Annotated in this window: 7 protein-coding genes; 3 read left to right on the top strand and 4 right to left on the bottom strand. The window is 74.3% G+C overall.

Translation table 11 applies throughout. The features are described 5' to 3' along the window. Window positions 1–131: 131 nt before the first annotated feature. The gene (locus tag ACFV9H_RS08810) at window positions 132–743 is read left to right on the top strand and encodes a hypothetical protein (protein WP_385395286.1); all 612 of its coding nucleotides are present in this window, start codon (window positions 132–134) and stop codon (window positions 741–743) included. Here ACFV9H_RS08810 and ACFV9H_RS08805 read toward each other — a convergent pair. Genes ACFV9H_RS08805 through ACFV9H_RS08795 form a run of 3 tightly spaced genes read right to left on the bottom strand, consistent with a single transcriptional unit; the run spans window position 736 to window position 5,885 of the window. Then, the gene (locus ACFV9H_RS08805) at window positions 736–2,871 is read right to left on the bottom strand and encodes a bifunctional serine/threonine-protein kinase/ABC transporter substrate-binding protein (RefSeq protein ID WP_385395283.1); all 2,136 of its coding nucleotides are present in this window, start codon (window positions 2,869–2,871) and stop codon (window positions 736–738) included. The two genes, ACFV9H_RS08810 and ACFV9H_RS08805, sit on opposite strands and share 8 nt — an antisense overlap. Window positions 2,872–2,877: 6 nt before the next feature. Next, entirely contained in the window at window positions 2,878–5,037 is a 2,160-nt protein-coding gene (locus ACFV9H_RS08800) for an ABC transporter substrate-binding protein (protein ID WP_385395281.1), read from the bottom strand. After that, entirely contained in the window at window positions 5,037–5,885 is an 849-nt protein-coding gene (locus ACFV9H_RS08795; protein WP_385395279.1) for a hypothetical protein, read from the bottom strand. Before ACFV9H_RS08795 ends, ACFV9H_RS08800 begins: the two co-directional genes overlap by 1 nt. Window positions 5,886–5,974: 89 nt before the next feature. Here ACFV9H_RS08795 and ACFV9H_RS08790 point away from each other — a divergent pair, with 89 nt between their 5' ends. Together ACFV9H_RS08790 and ACFV9H_RS08785 are read left to right on the top strand one after the other, a co-directional pair. Further along, window positions 5,975–6,511 (top strand): GNAT family N-acetyltransferase, encoded by a 537-nt coding sequence (locus ACFV9H_RS08790; RefSeq protein ID WP_385395276.1) that lies wholly within the window; start codon window positions 5,975–5,977, stop codon window positions 6,509–6,511. Between the two features lie 58 nt (window positions 6,512–6,569). Beyond that, a complete protein-coding gene (locus ACFV9H_RS08785; protein WP_385395274.1) occupies window positions 6,570–7,847 on the top strand; it encodes a hypothetical protein in 1,278 nt (425 codons plus the stop codon). Window positions 7,848–7,925: 78 nt separating this feature from the next. Here ACFV9H_RS08785 and ACFV9H_RS08780 read toward each other — a convergent pair whose 3' ends face one another. After that, on the bottom strand, window positions 7,926–8,471 hold the full coding sequence (locus tag ACFV9H_RS08780) for a class I SAM-dependent methyltransferase (protein ID WP_385395271.1): 546 nt from the start codon (window positions 8,469–8,471) through the stop codon (window positions 7,926–7,928). Window positions 8,472–8,506 lie beyond the last annotated feature (35 nt).

Below are 8,506 nucleotides of genomic sequence, written 5' to 3'. Positions count from 1 at the left end.
TTTGACCCCCCCATACGCCGGGCGCCGGCCCAGCCGCCCGTCCCCCCGGCGCCCTTAAACCCCCCCGGGGCCGGGCCCCCCCGCGCGGCGGCCGTCCGCCGGACCCCTCATCCCGAGCGGAGCCCGCGACGATGACGCGCATTCGAATCGTTTTCACGACCGTACTGGCCGCACTCGGCCTCATGTTCCTGACGCCCGTCGCGGCCCACGCCCACGGGGACACCCTGAAGGTGGTGGTGACCGGGCAGCGGGAGGGCCGGGTCACCGCCGACATCACCTGGGAGAACGACGGGGACGCCGTCGAGGAGAACGTCGCCGCCACCGTGAACGCGACGAACCCGGACGGCTCGCGCACGCTCGGTCCCTGGCGGCTGGTCCGCGACACCGGCACCTCGAAGGCCGCGTGGACCACGACCGAGGCGCTCCCGCCCGGTTCCTGGAAGGTCACCGTGGACGTGGGCTTCCCGGCCCTCGGGCACGGGGAACTCGACGTCGCCGTACCGGTAGTGGACCCGGCGCCGGTCACGGGCACCGCTGCTCCCTCGACTCCGTCCTCGGTGCCTTCCTCCGCCCCGGCCACCTCGGCCGCTCCGGCGACCGCACCCGTCCCGACGCCGGAGCCTGCTGCCGACACCGCCGACTCCGGCCTGTGGTGGACGACGGCCGGCGTGGCGGTGCTCGCCCTCGCGGGGGCGGCCACCGGAATCCTGATCCGCCGCAGGCGCAGGCTCCGGCTCAGGTGACGTCGGGGTACAGGCCCAGGTATCGGTACGCACCCGATTCGACGCGGTAGAGGTGGGACACACGCGTTCCGATCAGGGCGTGGGTGTCGCCGTCGAAGGCCAGCGGCTTGGCCAGGCCCTGGTACGTAGCGCGGAAGATCCTGCGGGCCAGGCCGGCCCGGTCGCGGGCTTCCTCCCCCAGCCCGTTCAGGGCCTCGGCCAGCAGGCCCACGCCGTCGTACGCCTCCATGGCCCAGCGGGCGGGCGGTTCCCGGTACGCGGCCCGGTGCGCGGTCACGAACCCGGCGGCCGCCGGCACGGCCGCGGGGTCGCCGAAGAAGGCACCGAACACCCAGCCCTCGGCCGCCCGGTCGGCCGCCGTGAGGAACTCCGGCTCCATGACGGGCTGGGCCCCGACCCGGGGACCCCGGAACCCGGCATCGGTCAGGGCGCGGGCCAGCCGGGCCGCGCGCTGCGGCGACGTGCCCGCGTAGACCACGGCCTCCGCCCCGGCCTCGGTGAGCGCGCGCACGGCGCCCGCGAAGTCGGAGCCGCCCTCGGGAATCCTGTGGACGCTCACCGAACCCCTGGCCGGGGGACTCTCCTGCAGGCTGCGGGAGAACCGCCAGGCCGGATCCCCTTCGGCCGGATCCTCCACGACCGCCGTGCGGCGCGAGGGGTGTACGACGGTCAGGTAGTGGATCACCGGGTTGACCGGCCCGTCGTCCGTGGGGCGGGTGGAGCACAGCGTCCGCCATTGGACGTGCGCGCTCTCCGCTCCGGTCGCCGATACCAGGAGTTGTGTGAGACCGGCCGTGCTGCAGGCGGCGGCCAGGTCGGGTACGGCCGCATCCCAGGTGGGGCCGGTGAGCGCGAGCACGGCGGGGTCGGCGGCCAGTTCCTTGGCCACCTGCGCGGCGCGCGCCCGGTCGCCCCCGTCGTCGGCGACCCGCAGGGCCAGTCGGAACGCCGCGTCCGTACGGGCGTTGTGCCGGTCGACGGCCAGCCGCATGCCGCGCTCGTGTGCCAGGCCGGTGGCCTTGCCGGGGCCGGTCAGATCGGCCTGGAGCCCCAGCGTGAGCACGGGCAGGTTCCGGTCGGGTCCCGCCTGGGGCGGGGAGCTGCCGGCGGGCTTGCGCGTACTGAACCAGGCGACCGGTGCGCCGACGGCGACGAGGGCTCCGCCGGCCGCGAGGAGCCGCCGGCGGGTGAGGTTCCCCCGGGCAGCCTCCGCGATGTCGATCCCGGTGGGCTCGGGGGCGGGCAGGTCCAGGGCCCGGGTGGAGCGGTCCGCGATGAGCCGGAGCAGCGGGGCCGGCAGCCAGTCCGCCGCGTCCGCCGGACGGTGCCCGACGAGGAGGGCGGTGAGTTGCGCGAGCGTCGGCCGGGATTCCGGGCCCTTCGCCAGGCATGCGCTGACGGCCTCCAGCAACTCTCCCGGCAAGTCGCCCAGTTCGGGATCGTCGTGGACGGTGCGGAAGACCACCCCGGCCGCGTGCCCGCCGCCGAAGGGATTGCGCGCGGTTCCGGCGTACGCGAGGACGCAGCCGAGGGAGAAGACGTCGCAGGCCGGGCCCGCCACGGGGCCGCCCGCGCGGGCCAGTTCGGGTGCCAGGTAGCCGGGGGTGCCGACGACCGCGTCCGCCGCCGTCAGAGTGGTCGCACCGGCCGCGCGCGCGATCCCGAAGTCGATGAGGCGGGGGCCGTCGGGGGCGAGCAGGACGTTTCCCGGTTTGACGTCGCGGTGGACCAGGCCGGCCGCGTGCACTTCTTCCAGGGCCTCGGCGAGCCGCGCGCCGAGGATCCGTACGCTCCGGGCGGGCAGCGGACCGTACCCGCACACCGCCTCGGCCAGTGATGGGCCGGGAACGAACGGGGTGGCCAGCCAGGGCTCGCGGGCCTCCGGCTCGGCGGCGACCACCGGAACCACCCAGCGCCCGGTCAGCCCCGCGGCGGCCTCGGCCTCGCGGCGGAACCGGGCCCGGAAGGCGGGGTCCGCACCGTGGTCGGCGCGGATCACCTTGACGGCGACCAGGTTCCCGGCGGGTGACCGGGCGAGGTACACGGTGCCCATGCCGCCCGATCCGAGCCGGCCCAGCAGTCGGTTTCCGCCGATCGCGGACGGATCGGCCGGGAGGAGGGGACGCATCCGCCGCTACGCCGCCGGGGGTTCGGTGACCGGACCCACGTAGCGGATCCGGCCGCCCTCCACCCGGTGGACGTAGTAGGTGTTGCCCTTCACCTGCCGGTTCTGGTCGAAGACGTACTCCTTCGTCAGGCCGCGGAAGGAGCCCTGCCCGAGAGCGGACAACAGCTCGGCGCGGGCCGGGCGGGCGCCGCCCTGCGCCGCCGCCACGAGCCGGTCGATGACCAGAGCGGTCGCGTCGTAGGCTTCCGCCGTCCAGATTTCGGGCTCCGCGCCGTACGCCGCCCGGTGCGCGCGGGCCATGTCGGCGACCGCGGGGGCGTCGGGGCCGGTGTACGGGGTGAAGAACTGCCAGCCCTCGGCGGCCGGGCCGGCGGCGGCGAGGAACTCGGGGCCCGCGTTGGTGTAGTCGGCGATCCGGGGTCCCTTGAAACCGGCGGCGTCGAGCAGCCGGGCGACCTTGGCGGCGCCCGCCGCGCTGCCGGAGTAGAAGAGGCAGTCGATCCCGTGGGCGAGCAGGTCCGTGACGACCGGGGACAGGTCCGCGGTGCCGCGCGGGACCACCCGTGCGTAGGAGGTGGCCTGTGGGGAGACGAGGTCGAGGGTGCGGTTCACCTGGAGGACCGCCTGCCAGCCGTCCACGTCGCCGTCCCGGTCGAAGAGGGCGCCGAGGCGGCGCAGGCCCAGCTTCCCGGCCAACTGGAGGTTGACTGCTTGTCCTTGACCCAGGGAGACGGCGCTGGTCTGGAAGAAGCTGCGCCGGTCGGTGATGCCGAAGGCGGTGGCCAGGGCCGAGACGGTGAGCAGGGGCAGCGAGGCCTCACCGTACAGCTCCAGGCAGGGGGTGACGGCGGCGTTGCCGGTCGGGCCGATCACGGCCAGCACGTCGCGGTTGGCGATGAGGCCGGTGGCGGCGGCCGCGGAGCCGTCGGCCCGGCCGGCATCGTCGGCGGTGGCGACGGTGAGCGTGAAGGGCTTGTCCTTACGGGAGTTGAAGGCGTCCACGGCCAGCCGTACGCCGCGTTCCTGGGCCTGCCCTGCGGCCTTCTGCGGGCCGGAGAGGTCGGCCTGTACCCCGATCACCCACTGCCGTGACGCGGCAGCGGCCCCCTTCTTCTTCCGGTCGTCGTCCTGCAGGGCCAGCCAGGCGGCCAGGCCGCCGCCGGATGCGAGTACGGCGCCCGCGGCGGCGAAGCCGAGGAAGCGCCTGCGGGAGGGTACGGACCCGGCTCCGGGGGCGGGGGCGGCGTCCGGGTCGGCGACGGTCTCGTCGATGCCGGGCAGGGCGAGCAGGGTGGCGGCCCGCTCGGCGATGGTGGCGACGACCGGGTCGGGCAGCCAGGCGGTGCCCTCCTCCGGGGTGTCCTCGGTCAGCCTCTCGTCGAGCTCGGCGGCCGTGGGGCGGATGTCGGGGTGCTTGGCCAGGCAGGTCCGCAGCAGCTCGGCCAGTTCGGGGTCGGCGAGGACCTCCGGGCCGAACTCCGGCTCGTCGTGGACGGTGCGGTAGAGCACCGCTTCCACAGTGCCGGTGCCGTACGGCAGCCGGCCGGTGGCGGCGTAGGCGAGGAGGCAGCCGAGCGCGAAGACGTCACCGGCCGGTTCGGCGGGGCGGCCCTCGGCCTGCTCGGGCGGGATGAAGCCGGGGGTCCCGATCACCGCGTCGGTGACGGTGAAGGTGGCGTGTTCGCCGCCCCGGGCGATCCCGAAGTCGATGAGCCGGGGCCGGTCCATGCCGAGCAGCACGTTGCCCGGCTTGACGTCGCGGTGCACGAGGCCCTGGCGGTGCATCACTCCGAGGGCCTTGGCCATGGCCTTGCCGAGGATCCGTACGGCACGCAGCGGGAGCGGCCCGTGGGCCGCGACGGCCTCGGCGAGGGATGGCCCGGCGACGAAGGCGGTGGCCAGCCACGGTTCGTGCGCATCCGGGTCGGCGCCGATGATCCGGACGGCCCAGGGGCTGTCCACTTCGGCGGCGATCTGCGCCTCGCGGCGGAAGCGGGCCCGGTAGTCGGCCTCGTCGGCGTACTCGGCGCGGATCACCTTGACGGCGGCGAGCGCGCCGTCGTCGTTGCGTCCGAGGTAGACGACGCCCATGCCGCCGGCACCGAGCCGCCCGAGGAGGCGGTAGTCGGCGATCCGGGAGGGGTCCGAGGGGTGCAGCCGTTCCATCAGCCGGCCGCCTTTCCGAGCTCCTGCTCGGCATTCAGGAACATCCGGCCGGTGCCCTCCGCGACGAGAGTGTTCAGCGCCTCGACGGTGAAGCCCTCGGCGCCCTTGACCGCGACGGCGACGGTGACCGGCCCGAACTGCCCCTGGGACCAGATGTAGGGGTGTGGGCCGCCGCTCTCCGAGCTGACGTACTCGCCGGATTCGAGGAAGGCGTCCTCGGTCCATCTGTTCATCTGCTCCCCCTGGCTGAAGGGGGCTCCCCAGAGGTTCTTGAGCTCCTCGCCCGCCTTCAGCCGCTGATCGGGGCAGCGCAGGACTTCCTCCATCGCGTTCGCGGTTTCCCAGCCGGACTCCTGCCGGTTGCGGTGGACGGTGACGGTCGCGTTGATCTGCACGCGGCCGTGGCCCTCCTTGGCCGGGACGTGGAAGTAGCGGGTACTGGTGGCGAGTACGTCCTCGGGCAGGCGCGAGGTCCGCCAGACGCAGTCCTCGCCGAGGACGGGCCAGCGGGCCGGGTCGCTCTCGAACGGACTGCTGCGGACCACCTCGGGGCCCAGGACCTCCTGCCCGATGACGATGCGGGCGAGCAGGGCGCGGGCCTCGGCGCGCGTCTTGGGCTGCTTGGACTCGTCCAGCTCGAGGATCCGCTGGGCGGTGGACGTGCCGGACGGCGCGGGTTCGGACGCGGCGGGTGCGGACCCTGCGGGGGCGGACGTGCCCGTCGCGGACGGGGTGCGGTCGGCGCCGCCGCCCTTGCCGTCACCCCCGGCTGAACAGCCCGTCAGTACCAATAGGCCCGCTGCCACGCACCCGTAGGCGCGCAGCGCGGAGCTGCGTCCATATGTCATGTGACCCCCCACGGCAGCGATCGTACCCAGTCGTGGATCAGATGAACTGCCTTACGGAGAAGGGATCTTGAGGTGGAACAATGGGGTCCATGCGCATTCGAGCCGCACGTGACGTCGAACTGACCGCCCTCCAGGACATCGAGCGGGCCGCCGGGCTGTGTTTCCGGGACATCGGCATGCCGGAGATCGCCGACGACGAACCGCTCCCCCTCGGGGAACTCGCCCGCTACGTGGCGGCCGGCCTGGCCTGGGTCGCGGTCGACGGGACCGGGACCGGGGCCGACGCCGAGGCGGGGGCCGCGCCTCCGGTCGCGTACCTGATCGCCGACCGCGTGGACGGAGGCCTGCACGTCGAGCAGGTGTCCGTGCACCCGGACCGCGCGCGCCGCGGCATCGGTAGGGCCCTGCTGGACCGTCTCGCGGAGCGGGCCGTGCGCGAGGGGGCGCCTGCCCTGACCCTCACCACCTTCACCGAAGTCCCCTGGAACGCCCCGTACTACGAGCGCTGCGGGTTCCGGCCCCTGGACGACGGCGCGCTCACTCCGGGCCTGCGGGAGATCCGGGCGCGGGAGGCGGAGCACGGCCTCGACCGGTGGCCCAGGGTCTGCATGCGCCGCGTCCTGTAGCGAATCCGTAGCACTGCGCCCCTTCTGGCCTGCGGCGACAGGTCCGCATACTGACGCCGTGAGTGACAACGTCAAGTACCTGCCCCCGGCCGCGATACCCGAGGGGGGCGCCGCGAACTGGGCCGTCGACGACGCCCGGCAGTGGTGGGCGGCGCGGACGCCCGGCTTCTTCTCGCCCGCGGTCGGCGGTTGGGTCCTCGCCCCGCTCGTGCTCGCCGGGATGATCCTGATCGGCTGGAACGAACCGGAGGGCGACGGCCGGGGCACCGGTTGGGCCAACTACTGGTTCGTGGTCCTGCTGTTCTGCCTCCCCCTGTGGTTCCGGTTCCTGCCGGTAGCCGCGATGGTGGCCACCTCGGTGATCGCGGTGGCCGCCGGCATCGCCCTGAACGGTGCGGCCGAGGCCGGTGACACTGCGGGCCGGGTGGGTGCGTGCCTGGTCCTCGCGGGCTGTACGTACGCCTTCATGGGCGCACTGTGGCGCGTGGGCTCCCGTGGCAAGCAGCGCGAACTCGCCCTCGCCGCCGCCGGGAAGGCCCAGGCTCCGCTGCCGTTCACACTCCCCAGGGCCCACCTCCGGCGCGGCCTGCGGCTGATGCTCATCGGCGGCGGACTCTGCCTGGCCGCCGCCGCACTGCTCATCTGGGGCCTGGTCCAGGACCTCGGCGCCCGGCGCGGCGAGGCCCCGTACGACGCCGTCGGCCAGCAGATCCTCGCCATGTTGCTGCTCATCCCCGGCACTCCCCTGCTCGGCCGGGGCGTCACCGCCCGCCTGGCCGCCCGCAGGCTGCACTCCGGGCCGCAGCCCGTACTGCGCGTGGGAGTCCGGGCCCGCCACTCGAGCCACATGTGGCTGTACCCGGACGCCCGCACCACCGACGCGCCGGCGCTGATCGCCTTCCGGGACCGGATCGGGAACTCCGAGCACCGGACCAGGACCCTCCTGGGCGGACGCGAGGACCGGTTGCGGGTCAAGCACCACGACATCGACAAGGAGCGCGAGCCCTTCGAAGCACTGCTGTACGGCCTGCCGTTCGAGGGCGCCGAGATCGTCCTCGAATACGCCACGAACGTCGGCGGCAGCACCATCGACGCCGAGGTCATGGCGGTGCAGCTGGTTCCGGAGCGGCGATACAGGCCGGGATCGTGGACCGCGGGCAAGACCTCGCACCGGCTCCGGCTGCGCGAGGAGCAGGCCCGCCGCCGGGAGAGGGAGGCCGCGAGGAGCTCCGATTCGGGAGGCGGGGGCGGGGGCGGGGGCGGCTGCGGCTCGTCCAGCAGCTGCGGCAGCAGTTGTTCCAGCAGCTGTGGGGGCGGCTGCGGCGGAGGAGACTGAGCCGGGCTCGCGGCGGACCGGTTCGCCCGTCGCTCTCCCGCGTCGGCGGCCGGCACGTCACGGTGAGCCGGCGCACGGTCAGCGCACGGGCCTCGTCGCGACGATGACCGTGACGGCGACGGGCCGGTCCCAGGTGGTGGTCTCGATCCGGGAGAACGCCGACTTCGCGAGCCGGTCGGTCAGGTCTTCGAGGTCGTCCGGGGCGGCGATGAGGGCGAGGCCTCCCCGGGGCGCGAGAAGGGTGTCGAGGTCGGCCGGCAGCCGGTCCCGGTCCGTCCGGTGGAAGGCGTCGCCGATGACGCACAGGTCGATGCGCGGCAGGCAGAGTCGGGTGACGGCGGAGGCGTCGCCCTCCAGCCAGGAGATGTTCGAGCGGCCCCGCTCCTCGGCGAGGCGCGCCCCTTCGGCGAGTACGTCCGGTTCCGGATGGACGGCGTAGACGTGGTCGACCACCGCGGCCAGGGACAGCGCGAGCGCGCCGGGACCGTCCGGACGGGCGGAGCTCGCGCCCAGGTCCAGTACGGTCTGCGAACCGTCGAGCGCGAACCGGTCCGCGAGCAGCGCGGGAAGCTCCGCCTCGTACGGCGGCCGGTGGCGGGCGTCGGACGCGAAGGGCATGGACATGGGGTCCTCCTTGGCCGGGGTTGCGTCCGCCGATC

Origin of the sequence: Streptomyces sp. NPDC059874 (assembly GCF_042731135.1) — a bacterium.
GTDB lineage: Bacteria > Actinomycetota > Actinomycetes > Streptomycetales > Streptomycetaceae > Streptomyces.
Note: the sequence above shows the minus strand (reverse complement) of the source record. Positions and strands in the feature narration are given on the sequence as shown.